The 19,019-nt window shown below is 58.3% G+C and carries 15 protein-coding genes; 8 read left to right on the top strand and 7 right to left on the bottom strand.

Annotated features, from left to right (window positions below):
• Window positions 1-96 precede the first annotated feature (96 nt).
• The 6 genes from N551_RS0120220 (at window position 97) to N551_RS36035 (ending at window position 5,210) form a co-directional block, all read left to right on the top strand.
• Window positions 97-1,794, top strand: coding sequence for a methyl-accepting chemotaxis protein (locus tag N551_RS0120220; protein ID WP_027568436.1), 1,698 nt, complete (start codon window positions 97-99; stop codon window positions 1,792-1,794).
• A 257-nt stretch (window positions 1,795-2,051) separates the two neighbouring features.
• Window positions 2,052-2,735 carry a class I SAM-dependent methyltransferase gene (locus tag N551_RS0120210; protein WP_027568435.1) on the top strand — a complete coding sequence of 228 codons (684 nt, stop codon included), beginning with the start codon at window positions 2,052-2,054 and terminating at the stop codon, window positions 2,733-2,735.
• Between the two features lie 58 nt (window positions 2,736-2,793).
• Window positions 2,794-3,207, top strand: coding sequence for a GFA family protein (locus N551_RS0120205; RefSeq protein ID WP_027568434.1), 414 nt, complete (start codon window positions 2,794-2,796; stop codon window positions 3,205-3,207).
• Between the two features lie 178 nt (window positions 3,208-3,385).
• Window positions 3,386-4,117: a Crp/Fnr family transcriptional regulator gene (locus N551_RS0120200; protein WP_027568433.1), complete on the top strand. Its 732-nt coding sequence runs from the start codon at window positions 3,386-3,388 to the stop codon at window positions 4,115-4,117.
• 3 nt (window positions 4,118-4,120) lie between these two features.
• Window positions 4,121-4,348, top strand: a complete 228-nt coding sequence (locus N551_RS0120195; RefSeq protein ID WP_027568432.1) for a hypothetical protein — start codon at window positions 4,121-4,123, stop codon at window positions 4,346-4,348.
• A 514-nt stretch (window positions 4,349-4,862) separates the two neighbouring features.
• Complete coding sequence (locus tag N551_RS36035) at window positions 4,863-5,210, top strand: hypothetical protein (RefSeq protein WP_051462871.1); 348 nt, start codon at window positions 4,863-4,865, stop codon at window positions 5,208-5,210.
• Window positions 5,211-5,650: 440 nt separating this feature from the next.
• On the opposite strand, the gene N551_RS0120180 is transcribed toward N551_RS36035, so the two are convergent.
• The 7 genes from N551_RS0120180 to N551_RS0120145 all read right to left on the bottom strand — a co-directional run bounded on the left by N551_RS0120180 (window position 5,651) and on the right by N551_RS0120145 (window position 16,984).
• Window positions 5,651-10,513, bottom strand: coding sequence for an ATP-binding protein (locus tag N551_RS0120180; RefSeq protein WP_245287826.1), 4,863 nt, complete (start codon window positions 10,511-10,513; stop codon window positions 5,651-5,653).
• A 196-nt stretch (window positions 10,514-10,709) separates the two neighbouring features.
• Window positions 10,710-11,405, bottom strand: coding sequence for a polysaccharide deacetylase family protein (locus N551_RS37285; RefSeq protein ID WP_081747920.1), 696 nt, complete (start codon window positions 11,403-11,405; stop codon window positions 10,710-10,712).
• A 147-nt stretch (window positions 11,406-11,552) separates the two neighbouring features.
• Window positions 11,553-12,578: a restriction endonuclease gene (locus tag N551_RS0120170; RefSeq protein ID WP_027568429.1), complete on the bottom strand. Its 1,026-nt coding sequence runs from the start codon at window positions 12,576-12,578 to the stop codon at window positions 11,553-11,555.
• A 368-nt stretch (window positions 12,579-12,946) separates the two neighbouring features.
• The gene (locus N551_RS0120165; RefSeq protein ID WP_027568428.1) at window positions 12,947-13,279 is read right to left on the bottom strand and encodes a hypothetical protein; all 333 of its coding nucleotides are present in this window, start codon (window positions 13,277-13,279) and stop codon (window positions 12,947-12,949) included.
• Between the two features lie 718 nt (window positions 13,280-13,997).
• The gene (locus N551_RS0120160) at window positions 13,998-14,378 is read right to left on the bottom strand and encodes a hypothetical protein (RefSeq protein ID WP_197031173.1); all 381 of its coding nucleotides are present in this window, start codon (window positions 14,376-14,378) and stop codon (window positions 13,998-14,000) included.
• A 1,462-nt stretch (window positions 14,379-15,840) separates the two neighbouring features.
• Complete coding sequence (locus N551_RS39570; protein ID WP_256379033.1) at window positions 15,841-15,975, bottom strand: hypothetical protein; 135 nt, start codon at window positions 15,973-15,975, stop codon at window positions 15,841-15,843.
• Window positions 15,976-15,985: 10 nt separating this feature from the next.
• A complete protein-coding gene (locus tag N551_RS0120145; protein ID WP_027568426.1) occupies window positions 15,986-16,984 on the bottom strand; it encodes an ABC transporter substrate-binding protein in 999 nt (332 codons plus the stop codon).
• Between the two features lie 816 nt (window positions 16,985-17,800).
• On the opposite strand from N551_RS0120145, the gene N551_RS37280 reads away from it, so the two are divergent.
• Entirely contained in the window at window positions 17,801-18,106 is a 306-nt protein-coding gene (locus N551_RS37280; protein WP_081747919.1) for a hypothetical protein, read from the top strand.
• 595 nt (window positions 18,107-18,701) lie between these two features.
• The coding region (locus N551_RS0120135; RefSeq protein WP_027568424.1) for an NYN domain-containing protein at window positions 18,702-19,019 on the top strand (318 nt) is incomplete at its 3' end.

Genomic DNA, 19,019 nt, shown 5'->3' with positions numbered 1-19,019 from the left:
CTACCCGGAACATCTGGCATCAAATCTTAACGTCAGCTGGTTCCAATGCACGGTGCTGGGAATATGTATCGGCAGAAAATCACTGGGGCGGCTGCAATGAGCGTTTTGAACAATCTGAAAATCGTGTGGAAGGTCGCGCTGATCGTCGCCGTGATGGGCTTTGCCATGGTCGCCGTCGCGGGCTTCGGCACGCGCGAGCTCTCGGCAACGGTCGACGGCTTCGCCGAGCTTTCCGCAGCACAATCCTCAGCGCTCAACCTGACGCGGGCCCAGCGCCGCGCAGAGACCTATCATGCCGCGCTCTATGCGGTCTTCACCGAGGCGACGGAGGCGGGCAACGCCAACCGTCTCAAGACCGCGACCCAGAACCGCGATGAAATCCGCCAATACCTCGAGGCAGCCGAGCAGGACGATCCCGCGCGCGCGAGCCAAATCAAGAGCATCGGCGACCAGTTGAAAGCCGTGTTCGCCGGCTGCGATCCGGTGCTGAAGGCAGGCTCACTCGCAAGCAGCCCGGAAGAGAACGCCAAGGCATCCGAACGCGCGCACAAGGAGTGCGACCCGGTGATGGATGCGGCCCTGGGGCGCATTGCCCAGTTCGTGGGCGAGACCGCACAGGCGGTCGCCAAGCGCAAGGACGCCATCAACCGCGATGCCAGATCCGCGACCTGGACCGTGATCGGCGTCAGCGCCGGCGGCCTGATCCTGGGGATCGCGATCGCGCTATTCATCGGCCTTAATGCGATGTCACGGCCGATTGCCCGCCTCAAGCTCGCCATGGAGGGCCTTGCCCGCAACGATCTCAAGACCGAGGTGCCTGAGACGGACCGCCGCGACGAGATCGGCGACATGGCCAAGACGGTCGAAATCTTCAAAACCAATGGGATCGAGGTCGAGCGCCTCAAGGCTTCGCAGGTCGAAGTGGAGAAGCAGGCCTCTGATCAGCGCAAGCGCGATATGGTCAACCTTGCCGACGGCTTTGAGCGCGCGGTCGGCGAGATCATCGAGACAGTAGGCTCGGCGTCCACCGAGCTCGAAGCGTCGTCCTCGACGTTGGCCACCACCGCGCAGCGTGCGCAGGAGCTCACCTCGGTCGTCGCGGTCGCCTCGGGTGAAGCCACCAGCAACGTGCAGTCGGTTGCGACCGCCACGGAGGAGCTGTCCTCCTCGGTCAACGAGATCAGCCGCCAGGTGCAGGAATCCGCACGGATGGCTGGCGAGGCCGTCACCCAGGCCCGCACCACGACGGTGCGCGTCAGCGAGCTCTCGGTTGCGGCGACGCGCATCGGCGACGTCGTCGAGCTGATCAACACCATTGCCGGCCAGACCAACCTCCTGGCGCTCAACGCCACGATCGAGGCGGCACGTGCCGGCGAGGCCGGCCGCGGCTTCGCGGTCGTCGCCGCCGAGGTGAAGACGCTGGCCGAGCAGACGGCCAAGGCGACCGGCGAGATCAGCCAGCAGATTTCCGGCATCCAGACCGCGACCCAGGAATCCGTCAACGCGATCCGCGACATCTCCACGACGATCGAGCGGCTGTCGGAGGTGTCGTCGACCATTGCCGCAGCCGTCGAGGAGCAGGGCGCCGCGACCCAGGAGATCTCGCGCAACGTGCAGCAGGCCGCCCACGGCACCCAGCAGGTCTCCACCAACATCGCCGACGTACAGCGCGGTGCGGCCGAGACCGGCTCGGCCTCCTCGCAGGTGCTTTCCACCGCCAAGATGCTGGCGACCGACAGCAACCGGCTGAAGGACGAAGTCGGAAAATTCCTCCGAACGGTGCGCACCGCCTAAGTCAGCGCGGCGGCTTTCGTCGATCGCGCGGTTAGCGGTTACAGCGCCAGCAGAAATCCCATTGCGATCGCGAACAGCACGGCCGTCATGACGACGGCCGCCGCCGCGCCGGCGGCGATCCTGGCCTTCTCTTTGGCTGTGGTGGGGCGCATGGGGGCGAGACGCGACCGATGACGTAAGCAGGTTCGCTTACGGACCGTTTCGGACCGCTCGCTTTGCCTGTATACTGTGGCTGCGTCGGAATTCACATCCCGTCCATGATCTCCAAGCGTCCACCCGTGCTCGCCCATGAGCGGTTCGTCGCCGACCGCGATAATTTCGCGGGCCTCGATCTGGCCGCGCGGTTCGAGCGCATCGAAAAGACGAACCTGTGGGGTGCGGCGACCTCGGTGTCCGGCCTCGGCTCGGAGGATCACGCGACCGCCGCGATCCGTGAGGTGCTTCCTCCGCTGTTGCAACGGCTCGGCGCGCGCTCGCTGCTCGACGCGCCCTGCGGGGACGCGGGCTGGATCGGCCGCATGAAGCTGGATCTCGACTACACCGGCATCGACATCGTGCCGTCATTGATCGAAGCCAATCGCCAGCGCGTCGCGGCCGGCGAGTTGTCAGGCCGGTTTCTCGTTGCCGACATCACGCGCGATGCACTGCCGCGCGCGGATATCGTTCTGTGCCGGGACTGCCTGGTGCATTTGAGCTTCGACAACATCGTTCGCGCCATCGCGAACTTTCGCGCCAGCGGCGCGCATTTCCTGCTGGTCACGACGTTCCCCGAATGGGACGGCAATCGCGATTGCGAGGACGGCGACTGGCGGGCGCTGAACATGGAGAAGGCACCGTTCGATTGGCCGGCACCGCGCGCGCTGATCAACGAGCGTTGCGAAGAGGGCGGTGGTGGCTGGCGCGACAAGAGCCTCGGGCTGTGGCGGCTCGATCAATTGTAGCGGGATCGCGCTGCGCTCCATCCGAACAGCAGGACCAACGAGGGAGGAGTGAATCCCGATGATCGATGCCCAATGCAGGTGCGGCGCTCTCGCGCTGTCGCTTCCAGGACCTTCCAGCCTCGTCGTCGCCTGTCATTGCGTCGACTGCCAGCGTCGAACGGGCGCGCCGTTCGGCGTCGGTGCGTTCTATCCGGCGGAGGGCGTCGCGATCTCGGGAACGTCGAAGGAGTACGTCCGGACAGCCGCAAGCGGCGGTAAGGTCCGCAGCCATTTTTGCCCCGAGTGCGGTTCGACGGTCTATTGGAAGGCGGACAATCTGCCTGCGATGATCGGCGTTGCCGTTGGCGCGATCGGGCTTCCGAACTACCCGGCGCCCATCCGCTCGGTTTTCGAACAGTCGAAACATGACTGGGTGGAAATACCGGGCGCTGAGCACTTCCAGCAAAGCAGCGCACCGAAGCATTCGAAGTGAGAGTTGCGCGTCAAACTTCGCGCCAAGGCTTCGCGGCGAGATGAATTGACGCCGTTCCCGTCTGGTTCCGCCGAGGGTTGGAATTTGCGGCAGTCCCTCTGCTTCGCGTGAGACAATAGCTGGCGATCCCGGGTTGGAACGAACGTGACAAAAACTCGTTTGCCGATCGGAGTAAACGATGAATAACGCTGAAATTTTCGAACCTTTCTTGGCGCGGTTGCGGGTTAGCACCGAAATTGACGAAGAGGACGAGGTCGCTATCCGTCATCTGCCAATCACGGTGAAGCGGATGGCTGGCGGTCAACCGGTCGTTTCTCTCGGAGATCGACCTTCCGCATGCTGCCTTGTCGTTGATGGCTTTATCCTGAGATCAAAGATCGTCGGCAATGGCCACCGCCAAATCATGGCCTTTCACCAACCCGGCGACATTCCCGATCTGCAGGGGCTCTTTCTGCATGTGATGGACCATGACGTCAGCACGCTTGGCGATAGCGTTCTCGGCTTCATTCCGCATGCAGCGGTGCGCTCACTTATAAGAAAGCGGCCCAACGTGGCCGAAGCGCTTTGGCGCGATACACTGACCGACGCCGCGATCTTCCGGGAGTGGATTTGCAACGTTGGTCAACGCGAAGCCACGAGCCGCGTGGCACATCTCGTGCTTGAGCTTTACACCAGATTGAAGGCGATCGGCCGAGCGGACGGCTTGTCCTTCGATTTTCCGGCCTCTCAGGCACTCCTCGCCGACGCCGTCGGCACCAGTGTGGTTCACATGAATCGCGTCGTTCAGCAGTTGCGTGCTCAGCGCGTGTTGGACCTGGAGCGGGGAAGAATATCGATCCTTGATGAAGCCAGGTTGCGCGAAATAGCAGACTTCGACGTGCTTTATCTGCATCTCAATCCGTCGCTCTGAACCATGAAGTTCTACTTCGACATCAAGGACGACTTTTTCGCTGCGGTCGACGAGGACGGGGTGGATTTGCCCGGCCCGGAAGCCGCCGAAAAAGAGGCGATCGCAATGGCGACCTCGATTGCCAGAGACGTCGCATCGGCAAAGGGGGCGCAGGTCCTCATTACAGTCAGGAACGAGAAGCACCCGCTGCTCGAGTTGAGTGTAACGGTCGCTCGGAAAACTCTGACGTGATTGCCTTGGAAATCGATTCTAGCCGTCGTCAGACTGAGGAGTGCCCCGATCTATAAGGCCGCGGTGTCGGCTAAATCGGTGGTGCCGGCTGAGGGGACGATCAACTCCGTATATCCAGTTGATTTATAAAGGGATTTTCTGACAAAAATCCCTAGCATACCAACCCAGATACCAACAAGTTGCGGAGGGTGGCGGACGTTTTGCCGGGGAAAACGGTCTCGCGGTAGGCTCGGGGCAGCTCACGCGGGTGTATGAAGGCAGCATCATAGGAAAGGCCATCCCAGCATGCCCGGTGGGAACACCTTGTGCCCTGTCTGCAATGGCAAATGCGTGTGCATAGTCTGCAGCGGCCAGATGGAGATCGTGAAGGCCGGAACAGATGAGGGGCTCCCATGTCCGGTCTGCTGCGGCGATCCGAACAAAAACGATCGCTTGCGGGGCGTCTGTCAAAACTGCGAAGGCGTCGGCACAATCGACAAACCTCAAGCCTTTTAGGGCCGCGATGCCGAAAGCTATGAAGTCCGACAAATTTCCATACGAGACCTCGCGATGGGCAACGGGACAGCCCAACCAGGCAAAGCGCTGGAACGACGAACTCGAAGCGATCGGTGTTCAGAATGTCCGCGCGCGGCTTGCGCAGACCAATGCTGGTTCGGCCGGTTCGATCCCAATCGGCACCGAAACCCACTTGACGATAGGCTTCGCTCAGGAATGGCTCGCGTGGCACGACCGCCGAAAAGAAGCCGTCGAAGAAGCCCGTCACCGGCGAACGGTCTTCTGGACGCGGTGGGCGGCTATCGCAGCCACAATCGCGGGTGCAAGCGCCGCGATTGGGTGGGCTTGGACAATCTTCCATAAGTAGGCTGGGCAAGATCAATGGAATGGTCAAACGCCCCGTATTGCGCGATCCTGGTCGTCCTCCTCTTGCCACCGGCGGGCCACGCTCAGCAGAAGGAGCAACAACTCCCGGAATGGCAGCGAACCGAATTTAAACGCATAATAGAAGAAGCGGGCCTCAATTGTCCGGTCCCGAAGACGCTGACTTTCGATAGCGAAGATGGACGCGGGCAAATTTTGCGCTTGCGTTGCGAGAGCATACCACCTCGCGGGTCCCCAGCCTTATCATGGGATCTGCGGGTGATCATGGGTCCGAAGGCGCTTCGATTTGAGCGCTGGTGATGCGGCCGTCCGTCAGTTCAGAACACGTTTGCGAGCTGGTCGAGCGGCACTTGCCAGTCACCCGGCTCGTAGGCAGCCAGTGGAAGTCGCCAGGCTCGAATCAACCGTAAGCGTCTGTTGGTTTCAACGCAGTAGCTCTGACAGATCATAGAGAAGCTTGAGAGCCTCCGGCCAGCCAACGTCCGAAAAAAGCCGAAGTATCTGCACGAGACGTGCGCGCCTCGCGTCGTCCTCGAAGATTGAGCGATGATCGGCAATGTAGCGCGTGATTATACGCACGATGACCGGCGCGGCAAGACCCTCGTAGTGATAACCTTCGCGCGCGCCAGCACCGACTAATAGTGCATGCAGCGCGTCAAATACCTTGGCTGGATCGCCGGGGATAAGGAATTCGTAGAGTTCGACCAAATGATGATGTGTCGCCGGCTCGTGGGAGTTGGCGAGGAGACGCAATACCTCGTCGTAGTCAATCAAGAACTGACGCATTGCGTCTGAGCTATCCAATCCAACAGCGTCTCCACCTTGACTGTCCGCATACGCACCGGATCCAAAATAGAGCTGGTTCATGAGAAAACTGACGAGGCTCTCGGCAGCGCGATAGCGCTCAGCCGCCTCTTCACGTGTTTCACGATCGAACTCACTAGAGGTGGCGGCGGCGTAGCTTTCGGCCGCCACGTCAGAGCATGCTCGTAAAACTAAAGTTGCGGCACTTTGCGCGCGGTCAGCAACAGCGCGCTCCTCACCAGTTGCTGAGGTGTAGCGGGCAAAGAATGCCGTGCGCAATGGCGAAAGAAAGGAAGTTAGAAGGTCTTGATGTTTGGTAAGATCGCTCGACCAGCTGGTTAGCCATCCAAGTGCCTTGGAGCGTTCTTGCCGGACCCACAGTTGAGCACCGAGGTGACCTAATGCTTGTAAGACGTGATCTCGCTTTTTCTCCCTCTTGAGTTCGTTCGCGGACGATCGTGCCATCACAGTCTCGATTATAGCCTCGCAGCGATCAACCTCATGCCACGTAAATCTTGTCAGTACCCCGCCGAGAAAGGCTCCGAGCACCTCCTCATGCTCCTCATCGGCCGCGACCGAGCTCGCAAGACGCCACATGCGCTCGGGCGCGATCTGATAGAGAACCTGCAGGTTTTGGGCTGCCTGCAGTCGAACTTGTGGAATTGGATCGCGTAATATTTCATCGAACTTCTCGACAATCTCGTGATATTCAGTCCCAAATCGTGCGGCCAGACGCGCGTAAGCTTGCGCGGCATAGACGCGGACGTCCCAGTTGCCCCAGCTCAGGGCTGTGTCGTCTTCATTTGGTTCAGGGAAGCGGCTTGTCCACAGTCGGCGCAGGACTGTTAGTAGCGCTTCGATCGTTGGCATGCTCGATGTACCAGGCACGTAAGCAGCGCTGCTGGCGAGGCGTTCGATTGCGTTACTTATATGTCCCCAAACTGGTCGTCCGACCCGCCCGTCAAGCTCGTCAGCATGGGTATCGAATAGCGCGAGTGTTGCATCGGTAGCTGACCACAGCGCCGCTAATTTGTCCGCTTCGCTATCCGACGGTGTCGCCTGGACAAGCTCGTACAGACCCTCGGATTGTGTCACCATTCGAGCATCCACACCCTCGTCTACATTGATGCCCTCGCTAGATAGCAGGCTCCTTGTTAGTCCTCGTGTGGATCCCCAGCTCGTCGTCATTGAGCGAAGCGGCGGATTTCCACCAAGTTCATTCGCAGCTGCGAGCTCACCGCGTAGCGCGCGCATTGCATTCGTCGCGAGCGCAGCTTCGTCGACCGTTGAGAGCACTCGCGCAAGCGCACGCCGCCACCAACGCTGCTCGCGCTCGTCTATGAACAAATCGGGCTTAAGCGCTTCAACTTCGAATGCTCTGCGCTCGTCCAACGAGCGCCCGGCATAAACCGCAGCCAAAAAGCGAACGGCGTCACGGACAGTGTCCTGATGAGCAAGAAGGCCAGGATTGGTCGCATAGGGCCAAAGGAGGTCAACAACATCTACGCGCCCCGCACCAACACCGAGTATTCGTGCCCACACCGCGGGGCTCGAATAGCCTGACGCAGCAGCCTCGATGCTCTCGGCGAACGCACCGATTGCGCAGCCGCGCAGGAAAGTCACATAATGAGTGAGAGCATCATAGTCCTGATCGGAGCGATACCTGCCCGGATCGTTCCAGTCGTTGAAGCTTTGCTCTATTCCAATGAGGTAAAACGTCTGACCGCCTGCTAGCGATACCCGTTTGCGACCATCGCCATCCGCGCCTTCACGATCCTCTTCGCCAATCGCCGCTTCGATAACAGCCCTGGTGCCCCACTTAGCAGAGAGCTCGAGCAAATGTCTGATCTCGCTTACCAAGCGGTACCGGCAACTGCGATAATCCTGACGACGGTTTGAGGATAGCGGCATTATGCGGCTAGGCTGCCCGCCCATGAATGACCTACTGTCGTCGGTGATATCGCGCGAATAGAGCACGCGGAAGATTTTGACCGCGAACTCAGGATCGGCTCGCGCAATCGGCATGATTTGCTCGGCGAGCCAGGGCGCTTCCTTGTCTGCGTGCTCGGAGAAGTGAGGATCACGAAGCGTGTGATCCAAGAGGGCGCGCGACGCTAGTGGATCGGATGCAAAGCTTTTTCCGACAAAGCGGAGGGCGTTCGTGGTGGTAATTGGCAGCTGAGGATCAGCGGCCCAAGCCAGCGTTAGTAACGAGCGCGCCGCGCGACCAAAAACATGAAGCAACACCGGTTGTGCTAAGTCGCCCTGATTGAACAGTGTCATAAGCAAAGAATGTGAAGCATCGGACAGCGCGCGCGAACCAACGTTTGCCGCGGCTTCAGCAATCGTTGCCCAGGCTATGGCTTCATCGGGCGTGGCTGCGCCCTTTGCATTGACTGCGAGTCCGACAAAGCGGGCTAGTCTGGATAACATCGTGGCAAGCTGCTCTTCGCTGCCGTGCCCGCCAAGTAGTCCTGCGAGCCCCGCAATGTCGGATATATTCTGGACACGCTCAATGGCGGTGCGAAGTGCAACGTTCGCCAGAACGGGATCGACATCCGCTTTCGAGTAAACGTCTGCGATAAAGTGCCACACAGCCGATTTACCATCACGATCCGAGCGCCAGAGCCGCTCAACTGCAAACCGGAGCGCAGGCGCAAGCATCAGCGCAATCGAGCTGTCGCCGCCAAGTTGTTCAGTAAGCCTCAATGGGTCATCCCAATCGAGGAAGAAGCGGCCAGCGACGTGATCGAAAAGTACGTGATGTGAGAAGCTAACCAAGTCGCCTACCTCGCTGAGGGCGCCAGAGCGGATGACATCGTCAAGACGCTCGTGTTCGATAACGACCTTTCGGATGGCCAACCGGCGTCTACGGACCATCTCGCTCACGGCCGCCGCCGCCGCCTGTCGCACTGATGTTCCGATAAGACGGCGATCTTCATAGGCGTCAATCAGATCTGACTGAGTAGAAACATTGCGAATGCTGTCTGGCGTTGCTCCGTCAGATATCAGCTGCGCAGCGAGCGACAAGTTGAACACGTTCCGCAAGAGGTCTCGAAGCACGCCAGGAGCAGCAGCGAGCAAATCGCTAAGCACAGATGTATGTGCCGCGGCGGCATTTAAGTCGGCGTCGGTCAATCGCGGGATTTGAAAGTGGCGAACCGTGGCAAGCGATGGATCTGAAAACGCCGGATCAACCGGCGTTCCTGGCATGGCATCGCGGAAGCGCCGCCCGTTCCTGAGATCGAAAGTGCGGATCGAGGCTACGATCGTCCAGCCGGCCTCTGCGAGCACGCTCGCCTGCTCGATCAATTGAGTAAAGACACCTTCAGCGGGACCTCCACGTGCGGCATCGAGGGCATCGATGATGAGGAGCTTTGGTTCCGCTCCCGGCGCTGCCGCGAGCACCTCAACCAAGGGATGGTCGAGGCGAAGCTCGGATTGTAAATCGGAAGCGATCCCAACCCCAGGGAATCGATCGACCGACAGGAACACCACTCTTTGACCAGCACGGCGGGACGCCCTCGCTAGTTCGACAAGAGCCCCGGTCTTCCCCGCTCCTGGCTCGCCAACAACGATGAGTGGTCCGCTCGCGATCGCGGCAGCGAGCGGGGCAGCGCTATCCCGTGGGATAGGAATGCCGCCCGCGATTGGCAGATGAGTGTGGACGGCCAGTCGCCCCAGTTCGGCATCGCTTATGGCCGCTAATCGGCCGAGGTCTGCATTATAATCTGGCGCGCCGACGTCGTTGTGCTCACACCTTCGCAGAGCGTGAAGTAGACCGGTGCGGTTTGCCGGCGCCCCGGTTCCAATCAGACCGCGGACGATGGCCTTGAGATCACGTAAGGGTGCGTCACCTGCGGCCTCGGAGCCGTAGAGGCGCGCTCCTATCATACGCGATGCTTCCCGCCAATTATCCTGTCCCTCGTCCATCGAAAAATGCACGATCCGAAATATTCGCGCCATCAGCACGAGATTGTCTTCGGTAAGCTCGTCTTTCGACAGGGTTGACCATGCAGCTCGAGCGTGGAGTTCGAACAATTCAAGCGCTTCGCGTTCTGCCTTAGATCGCTGCGCCTTGGTGTCGGCCCACGTCCCACCAAGGTCGAACGCTCGACATCCTCTCTCGAGATCGTCTAGTGACTGCGGCGCTCCAGCGCTAACAGAGAGCACGGCGCGCGCGCGTTTTGGATCCAAGACTTTACCGGCTTTCTGAGAAGCGCTCACGAGACCAGCAAGTTGTGTGATCGTCTTGCCGAGCGGACTAGATGGGCTCCGTGAGAGGCCCGCTGTTCTCTTGCTCTGCAAATCAATCCATGAGCCATCGTTTAATTCAACATGGGTGTCATCTAGCCCTTCGCCAGTCTCGAGACGCAATTCGACAGGAAGTGCGGTATTTGGAAGACCAAACCGGCCGCCGATCGGCAATCGTGCGAGCAGATGCGCGGCCGCCCAAGTGGCGACCTCGGCTTGGAAGTCCATGCCTGCCTCGGTCGCGCGACCTCCGGCATGTCTCTTTGCGGGCTTAGGCACTTGCAACCCCACGTTTGATGACAACGGGGAATGATAGCAGGGGGCTCTCAGTGCAGTCGCCTCAGGTTGAGCCATCTTGACGGCAGGATCTGAAGTTTTCCACACTCACTACGTTCGGTCGTCGGGCGGCTGCTGGGGCCGCCGCTCACATCGGAACGTTCAAATGGCCGGCGCGATAGGCGTCGCGAAGCGAGACAAATCGGTAGCCTCGTTTCTTCCATTGAGGAACCAAGAGCCTGATCATCCGATAGGTCTGGGTCTGCGCAGCGATCAAATGGCTATCACCGCAGTGGTCGTGCAGAAGTACGATGCCGCGTCGTGCCCTCAAACAGTTACTTTTTGCACGTTGAAGAGCATCTGCATCGTCGGCACTCGCTGCTGCAGCCCAAAACTTATAGTCCTCACCATCGAAATCCCACGATATTGGACCGGCATACAAGTCACCTAGCCGTTCACCTTGAGGCGTGCGCACATCGTTCAGCTCCGGCAGTGTCGGCCAAAATCCATAAGGCGGCCGAAAAAACAACGGCTTCTCATAGTGCGCAACGAACGTTCTGATCTCGCTGTGGGCACCGAGGATTTCCGAGCCAACGGCGTAGGGCGGCGCAGTTAAATGGGGGTGATTGTGGGTGTGGTTTCCGATCTCATGGCCGTCGTCGAGGAGTTGCTGAACAGTACCGCGATGAGCCGCAACGAACTTTCCAATAAGAAAGAATGTCGCGGAAATCCCCTCGCTTCGCAGATAAGAACTAATGTCCGCGGTATACGGCCCAGGCCCGTCATCAAATGTAAGGCATAGATGGCGATCTGGAATAGAGCTGCCGGTTTGGATCAATGTCATCGGGATCCCCCATAGGCTTCTGATGAAAACGGGTCGCGACGGGCGCGGCTTCTGCGAACGCGCGCGTTGCAAAGTTTGGCTGTGTGACTGGGCTTAGCCATCGCACGAGCCGGCGCCGGTCAGCAATCGGTCGGAAGGTCCGCGGCTCTACTCCTGATCTTCTTCCGGAACAAGGCTCCACACCTGACGGAGCGGTAGCTCTGCTCTCAGCTCCTCAGGAAGCCGATCGTATACTTCTAAGAGAGCTTCGATAATTTCTGTTCGTCCCCATAGACGCACGCGGAAATAGAGCTGGCTTTTTCGAGCTTCCACCACTGAAGTGAAGCCGGACCAGCTGACCAACAAACCGTAATCAGCTTGTGTATCCTGAATTGATCCGATGAGGGCCTGAAGCGTGGGCTGATCAGCTGTGCCTGACTTCACTTGGACAATAATCCGAGGCGGATCGAAACCGAGGGGGCCACGACCCGCGACAATGTCTATGCCCCTGTCCGGTCCCGGAGGCGAAACATTCGCTAGGTAGCCTTGCGCCTTTAAAATTTCCGCCACCAACCTGGTCAGGTCGTGTCCTGCGAAGTGACTGGTGATATATTTCTCGATTTGATCGCGGCCAATTTCTGCGAGATCAACGTCTTCGACCTCCGTGTCGCCACTCTCCCCAGCTGAAACAGTTCTAACCGGAAGAGCAGCTCCCTCAAACCCAGGATCCTTTCCGGCTCTTAGCGTGGCTTCCACGCGGTTCAGCGCATCGTTGCGGCTGATCTCGCAAACGGTCATTGCCGCCCCGAAGCTGTAGAGAAGATCCTGCCGGAAAATGGACCGTGGCAGACCTTCCTTCAACCACTTCACGGGGCGCGCAGGCTGGCCGGATTTGTCTACGTAAGGGCCCACGATTTCCCCAACAGCAATTTCGCGTTTGGTTTTGAACGGCACGATTACACGATCGCCCGTCTTCATGGTGTTGCAAAACTGATTGAGCTGAGCAGCGAAATTGCGGAGCGCGTTTGCCTTGCTATCGGGGAATGCGCGCTTCAAACTTTCAAAAACCGCGTCCCGGTCTGTTGCCTGGCTCAGATCCCCCGTCTTGAAGCCGAGCAGCAGTTCATTGGCGTTAAGCGCATGAGCTTCCTGCTCTCCATGCCTACCAAGGCGTACGAGCCATAGCCGTTTCATCGTCAGCTCCGATACAACGCACCCGCATTGGAAGGTGGTCAACGCGATTGAGCAAACCCGGTCGGGTGGGGACCTTCCTTGCCGGTCGGGAAGCGAGGGCAAACTGTCGACACGGCATCCCCCCGGCTACCATTAGTAGCAAAGGCGGACATAATCGTTAACACGATGGGCTGTGCGCTCCTTTTTCTGAACATTGGCACGACGCGGGTGCTGTGCGGAGCGGTCCGAACAGTCGAGATGTTGGCTCGACGAAATGGAAATGATTGGGGGGCAGAATGTTAGGGTGTGGCTGGCGCAAACCAATGCCGGGTCTGGCTGCTCGATCCCCAGACACGTCCGATCGTGATCACACCAATGTCACCGAACCGTCAGAACACGTTCGCGACCTGCTCGAGCAGTTCTTCCCACTCACCGGGCTCGTACGCGATCAGCTTGACGTCGCTCGCCTTCGACCATCGAATTTCGAGGACCCTGCGGCCGAGATGCCTGACTTGTAGTCGCGAAAACTCATCGAGCCGCGTCAGTCTAAATAGGACGAGGAGCGAACCGGACAGCCCTCGCTGTGCAAATTCGCGAAGCTGCTTCTGCTCTCCTTCAACGCTTATGTTACCGACGAGCTGCTCGAACCTCAGCACATCGAAGGCCGGCCGCGCGAGCTCTTTCGCTCGCTTCAATCTGGCTTGGCGGTCGCTCGCTCTCATGCGCGGGTTGTCATCGATGAGGAGCGGCGTCTCAACGCCGCCGCTCCTGATTTGCTTGATCTCCTTTTTGCATGTGCCTTTATTCCGAACCGTACTTCCGTTTCAGCGGTCCGTTTCCGGCGGGAACGACAAACTTCCATGCGTTCGGGGAGATCGGCGCTACGCTCATCTAGGAAGATAAGCACTTGCCGGAGCAGCTTCATCACGCGCCCCTCTGACGCCAGTCGGATTTGAGGTGCATCGCCGCCTCGAACAACAACGTCCATCTCGGACAGAGCGCACTCGATTTGAAATCTCGCTCCCGTGATGCTTTGCGGTCGAAGATGATCAACGCAGAGCGCCAAGTGGACTAGCTTGTCCTGGATCTTGTCTTGCCGGTTGGAGCAGTGGCCACGGTCGAGGTGGAACCACTGCTTCGCGAGCAACTCATACTGTTGAGCGAGGGTAAGCACCGGACGGTTCTCTTGCACATCGTTTCTCCTCTCGTGCTGGTGCGCTGTTGATCACGAGAGAAGCGTGACGGCGCTGCCTGTAGTTGCCAAGCGTAGAGTTGCAAGGATCGGATTTCTACGATTGTAGTGAAATCGTAGTGACAGCCGAAAATCGTCTTTGATCTCAGTCGAGAGCAGCACTCTACGAAACGTAGTCGGACAACTATGCTTTGTGTTGAGCGGCAATTTTCTTCAAGAGAGCCGCTGTCGCAATGGGGAAGCGGCGACTACGCGGCTTGCATGATCTGCTCGTCAACGAGCGCGAGCAGCTCGGCTGCGGCCGCGCGCAGCGACAGCGCGCCCTTCCACCGGATGAACGGGAGCGGTCGGGGATTGGCGAGAACGAACGCGAAGTGCTGTGGCGCGTACCAGGGGCTCGGGTGTGGCCGGACGCAATCGACGATATCGACCATGCCGATGACGCCGCCGAGCTGCTGCTCGAACGCGAGACGCACGCCGAAGCGCCGCTCGATCTCGGCCGGTTGGATCGCATCCGGACGTTGGCTGGCGTGGATCAGAACCGGACCGCGATAGGTAGTCATCCAGGTGCGGTTCTCGACGTCCTTGAGCACCGTCGCCCCCGTCCGGACGTCGATCCCACCGGTCACAATCAAGCTCGCCCAGGGCTGTCTGATCGAAATTATTCGCATAGCGAGATCAGAGTATCGGTTGAGCCTGCTAAGCCAAGCGGAAAGCCGAGTTTGCACTAAAAAAACAGCAACTTCTGAGATATATTGCGAAAAGACACTCGTTTTGCTGAGGTTCGAGTCCGTTTTTTCGCGAGCCTAAACGGGCATTCAGCCGCAACGCTTGGATTCGCTGCGCACTCAAGGTTCTTCCGAATCGGAGGTGTCCAGACATCTGCGTTGCCCGAAGCAACCGGCTTAAACAAGCTAAGCGTAGCCCGTGGCGGTTGTCCTCGACTTCCATCAGCGCTCTCGGAATGTTCGTCTCTCGCATCAAGGACTACATCGAGCTTCTTACTTCGTCGTTTTTGAGCGACAATTGATCAAACCTCATCAAAGCAGATGGGCAAGCGACTATCGCCTCGGCGTTGACGAAGTGAAGATCGACGCCACCTATCTTTCGGCGAATCCGTTCCAAAGCACGACGGAAGCGGGGACAAGCATTCTCGTGGCCGGGTGTTGATCATCGCGGAAGTGTGTGCCAGGCGCGGCACTCTTGGGTCGTTAGGCACTCTCCGGTCCGGAGCAGGAATTCTTCAGATAGCGCCCTGGACATCTAATACTTCCCATCTAGGGATGGTCATGCCCGAAGCGATGATCATCGGCCGCCCGAGATACCTGCACGGGGAGTGGTTGTTCGACTGACGTTGCGGCTCTCCGACTGCCGGAGATCTATGGTCTTTGAGCAATGCACGAGGAGGGCGACGGGCGAGTGAAGCTGCGAATGAATGCAGTGAGCTTTCTGGGGCACCTAATACATAAACCGGTGCCAGGTTTCGTCAATCCGTTGAACTCTTTACGACTTTCCTGCCTCTGCAGATTAGCTGGTCCCAAACCGGACCCAAGTCCTCAGCTCAAAAGCGAACGCGTTCATGACATACAGGGAGACGATCCGAATAAGTGTTCGGGTCATTCGCGACTTCATCATGAGTGGCAAGTCACATTCCGGTCGCAAGTCACATTCCGCTTAGGGTCACAAGCCGCCGAACTGGCGGCTGCAAACTTCTGATCTGCCCCAGGGCGCCGACATGCAGCGACACCCGCCAACGGCGATGGGCCACAACGGGAAGTGACCGGCGCAACCAAATCTAAATCAATGCCGAGGGCCGGCTCGGGGTGCACATCTCGGGCCGCGCAGATGTCTGGAAAAACCTGCTAGCGGAGTTTGTTTTTGAACCGTATGGGCCGGCAGAAATGCCGGCCTTTTGCTTTCGGCGGCCCTGTGAGCACGGTTAGACCGCACTCAGTTCGACGTCTCTTTTCGCAGGCTGACTTCCGCCCGACTTGAGCTGGATTCGGCTTATCTCCTGAAAGCAGACATAGCGGCTGTGTTGGCGCAGGTCGGCTACGGGCCAACTGCAGACTCGTGCAGCGCAGAAGATCGTTATTCAATCACCTCGTTGGCGCGGCCGAGCAGCGTCGCAGGGAGATCGATGCCGAGCGCCTTGACCTTCGAGAACATCGGAATGCTCCCGGTCCTCAACCCGGAGGTCTGCAATGGGTGGTCATTAGCGGACATCGCTGAGCACTTAGCGCACGTCCGCTTTAATCAACTCGTCAGCCCTCGCGACCAAATGCTGAGGAACAGATAGGCCCATATCTTTGGCAGCTTTGAGGTTGATCGCAAGATGAAATTCGCTCGGCCCTTCGACGGGCAAATCACTTGGCTTTGCCCCGTTGAGGATCTTCTCGACGAAATATGCGCCCCGACGCCATATTCCATCAATTGTCGGACCAAAGGCAAGCAGTCCGCCGCTCTGCACCCATTCTCGATATTCATGGGCGTTCGGAATTTTGTTTTCTATTCCGAAGTCGACAATCCTCTTGCGATCAAAGACGAACATCGGATCGGTGACGGTAGTCATCGCATCAATCATCGTATCCTGCCTTTTGCGCAGGATTGAAGCAAACGCGACCTCAAATTCCGGCGGTGAACGAACTTCAAACGGCTGCGCTTCAATTTCCAATTTTTCAAATCCCGAAGAAATACTGTTGAGATGATTGCTGGCGTAGGAGGGAAGCGGATTGTAAAGAACTGCCAACCGCGAGAGTTTTGGAACAATTTCTTTCAAGAACTCGACACGTTTGACATCGCGAGCAGGCGAGAGATTGTCGATACCCGTAAGGTTCCCGCCAGGATGTGAAAGAGACGAGTATAATTTGGTTTCAACGCCGCCGCGGCTCGAGAGCACGACAATGGGAATTGTCGCAGTAATCTTCTGCACCAAAAGTCCGGGGTAATTTCCCACAGCCACGATCACGTCGACATTCTGCCGGACGAGATCGGCAGCCATCCCGGGCAGAAGTTCCGAATGTCCTTTTGCCTCCCGCCATTCGATGGTGAGATTGTTGCCCTCTGAATAGCCGCGATCACTTAATTCGCGAACGAAGCCGTTTACCCAAGGATAGCTGCTCAGATTAGCCGTCAGATATCCAATACGGTAAATCTTTTTAGATTGCTGCGCTTGAGCCGCCAGCGGCCACACCGCAGCGCCGCCGAGTGCCGTTATGAACTCGCGCCGCTTCATGTCTGATGCCTCCGCAAAGCCTAGAGACAACCTATCACTCGCCCCAAACTAACACATTGGGGCCGTCCGGCCATGATCTCTGCCACAGATTCTCGAGTACGCCTGCCAGCCGCGCGATGTGCGGTGCGGGTTCAAAGGCGAAAAACTCAACGCGAGCATATTCAGTCCGCTAAGCTCCATGGAACGGACCTCAATGAGACGTGCTGCCACTTCGTGGATGGGCCACAAGCGGAATCGGCAATGCCGTGCGAGGAACCACCAAACTTGCGGCCCTCAAAGGGACAGCTGTCCCTCGCCATGTCCGGTCTCAAAGACTGAACAAAAAGGCGCCGCCTTCGCGCCGCGGGCTGATCGGGGTTATCAGTACAAGTAGTAGTCCAGCTGCGGCTGCAAACAGGCGAGGCGCCGACCTTCGCACCAAAGCTCCACGGGATGTTCGTTCAGCATCGCAGCGGCCCTTTTCCCTTTGCTACGGCCTAATTGCCGAGCTCGTTGAGCACGTAGCCTGATGGATTATTATGATACTTCGCTTGCCGAACGGCTCGGTCCGTATGTCAATTAAACTGACATAGGTTTGGGATTGCCAGATTTTCCCGGAAGTCGTCAGATTCTTGTTGGCAGAAGCGAGACAACTTGGCATGCTCCTGTGACCGGGGCCCGCACGTTCATCTCGCATCTATTTACACCCGGGTCCTGAAGCAGCGGCAACGCTGCGGCAGGCGTTTCAGTACGTATTGTTTAGATCAACCAATGAACTTCTGAGGCCGCCTTTAGGTGGCCTCTTCGTTGAGAGTTCAATTATGCGGGGACATTGCAATGGCAAAACCAGCCGTTTCCCGTGATGCTTTTCGTGGACTATTCGCTTTCTATGCGACGAAGGCTCATCACGACCACAAAGCCGAAGCCGAGGAATGCCTTTTGAGGTTGTTCGGGTCTGCAGAATACATTTCTGATCGCCTCCTGCAGCAATGGTCCGAAAAAGCGGATCTCCTTGGTCCAGAAACCGTCGGTAGTGTAGTGGAGCCGCGGGCCCGTGAAATCGCGAGCGGCGGCGCGCGGTACGACCATGCGAGTGATTTTCTCCACTCGCTCCTGAGAGACCTCGGGCGAAAAGTGCAGTGATCAGATGCGCCGTTTCCGCTGCTCTTACCGCGCGGGTCTAATCTTGCCGTGATAGGCAATCTTCTGCCGTCACCCAGCTCGTTAGACCGGCGCGGCGCCTATTAGCCCCTCGATTTCAAGCCTCGCCTTCTCCCTGCGTCTGGGGAGGTGCGTGGCGCTTCAATCTTCGAGGCGAGCGACCAGGCTGCTGGATAACTCTGAGTTCGATGCGGAGCCGTCAATAACATTTGGAAGATTGCCCTAGTGGCCCTGTAACGAGCTGCAGTCCTGCTGCGCTCGCTGCCAGTCAACAAAGGGTTGCCTGACCGGTCAATGACGGACCATCGCCAGGCACGACCGCGCCTATGTATCGACAAATCAAAGAGAGCAAAATCGCCAGCGTTCATTTATGGAACCTTCAAATGCGCACTTGGAAATGGACAGGATACATCACAAAATTGACAGAGAGAACTTTCGGGCAATGTTAGAGTTCCACGCCTGCATAGGTGTGATATTAGTTGAAGCTTAAAACATTTGAGACGATCTCTATCCATACAGAATGCGACCGAATTTGCGTCGCGAATTAACCCCGACTTGCCTCACCGAAAGCCTACAGATGTCCCATTCACCTACGGATAAGGTCGCGCTCTTCATCGATGGAGCCAATCTCTACGCGACGGCGAAAACTCTGGGCTTCGACATCGATTACAAGCGCCTGCTGAAGGAGTTTCAGAGTCGCGGGACGCTGCTGAGGGCGTTCTACTACACCGCCATCATCGAGGATCAGGAGTACTCCTCGATCCGCCCGCTGATCGACTGGCTCGACTACAACGGCTACACCGTCGTCACCAAGGCGACCAAGGAGTTCATCGACGCCTCCGGCCGCCGCAAGGTCAAGGGCAACATGGACATCGAGCTCGCCGTGAACGCGATG

Origin of the sequence: Bradyrhizobium sp. URHA0013, from assembly GCF_000518345.1 — a bacterium.
Lineage (GTDB): Bacteria > Pseudomonadota > Alphaproteobacteria > Rhizobiales > Xanthobacteraceae > Bradyrhizobium.
The sequence above is the reverse complement of the archived record's forward strand: the minus strand, read 5'-3'. Positions and strand labels throughout refer to the sequence as shown.